This window comes from Stenotrophomonas chelatiphaga, assembly GCF_001431535.1.
GTDB lineage: Bacteria > Pseudomonadota > Gammaproteobacteria > Xanthomonadales > Xanthomonadaceae > Stenotrophomonas > Stenotrophomonas chelatiphaga.
The window spans coordinates 1-1,014 of record NZ_LDJK01000123.1 but is presented as its reverse complement, the minus strand read 5'-3'; the positions used below and the strand labels follow the sequence as shown (position 1 = coordinate 1,014).

The 1,014-nt window shown below is 64.9% G+C and carries 2 protein-coding genes; one reads left to right on the top strand and one right to left on the bottom strand.

From position 1 onward, the window contains the following. Nucleotides 1–31: 31 nt before the first annotated feature. The gene (locus ABB28_RS17390) at nt 32–283 is read right to left on the bottom strand and encodes a DUF3297 family protein (protein WP_042612769.1); all 252 of its coding nucleotides are present in this window, start codon (nt 281–283) and stop codon (nt 32–34) included. Nucleotides 284–430: 147 nt separating this feature from the next. On the opposite strand from ABB28_RS17390, the gene ABB28_RS17385 reads away from it, so the two are divergent. After that, nucleotides 431–973: a DUF6630 family protein gene (locus ABB28_RS17385; RefSeq protein ID WP_057687609.1), complete on the top strand. Its 543-nt coding sequence runs from the start codon at nt 431–433 to the stop codon at nt 971–973. Nucleotides 974–1,014: the final 41 nt, after the last annotated feature.

The window sequence follows — 1,014 nt, the reverse complement described above, 5'->3', positions numbered from 1 at the left end:
ACGACCGGCATCGCCATGCTTGCGGGCTGTGTCAGGCCTGCGGCTTCAGGTCGAGGTAGCGGACTTCGACGCTGCCCTTGATCTTCAAGGTCATCGGGTTGCCGCGACGGTCGCGGGCCTTGCCGGCCTGCACGCGGATCCAGCCTTCGCTGACCGAATATTCTTCGACATCGGTGCGTTCGACATCGTTGAAGCGCACGCCGACGCCGCGCTCCAGCGCCTGCGCATCGTGGTGGGGGCTGGCCGGGTTGATGGCCAGGTGGTCGGGAGGGGTATCGCTCATTTCAGCTTCACTGTGACGGCCACCAAGGCCGGCTTCATGGAGTGAAGGATACCTGTACGCGGCGCGCGACCCAACGCCGATGCTTCCGGCGGCGTCCGCCAGGCCTCAGAATGCGTGTCACAGCACCATGACCGCAGGATCCCGAACATGCCCGACAACAGCGATTATTTCGACTTCGAAGAAGACGCCCACGACTACGACGAGGACGATTTCGAGGCGCGTGCGTGGAACCTGCTGGTGCTGATCAATCCCGGCGACGAAGAGCTGGCGCTGGCCCAGTTCAACCGTTGGCGCGAGCTGCTGGCTGACCAGGGCGAGCCGTTGGAGCCGGACAGCGACTGGATTCCGCCACTGTTCACCGCGATCGGCTGGCAGAGCGGTTTCGAGGTGGAGCGCGATGACCTGGAATCGCTGATGTCGGCGGTCAACGAGTTGTCTGCGCGCTTCAACCTGCAGGTGGACTGGGGCGGTGACCTGGACGACGAAGACTTCAGCATCGGGCTGGACGGCGTGCAGCTGATGTCCACCGCCTTCGACCGCCTGCGCGAAAACAATTACACGCTGTGGAGCGTGGACGCCGGCAGCGATGGCTTCACCGGCTGGATGGCGCTGACCCGCGACGACGACGCGATGCTGGCGCTGTGTTCGCTGCTGAACGTGGAAGTGCGGCTGGGCAGCGATCCGTTCTGAGCGGACCGGATCCGGCGCCCGCTACCCGGGCTGGTACTGCG

Excerpts from the sequence above, each read along its gene's own strand:
- ABB28_RS17390 (WP_042612769.1), bottom strand. The coding sequence starts at position 283 with ATGAGCGATACCCCTCCCGACCACCTGGCCATCAACCCGGCCAGCCCC.
- ABB28_RS17385 (WP_057687609.1), top strand. The coding sequence starts at position 431 with ATGCCCGACAACAGCGATTATTTCGACTTCGAAGAAGACGCCCACGAC.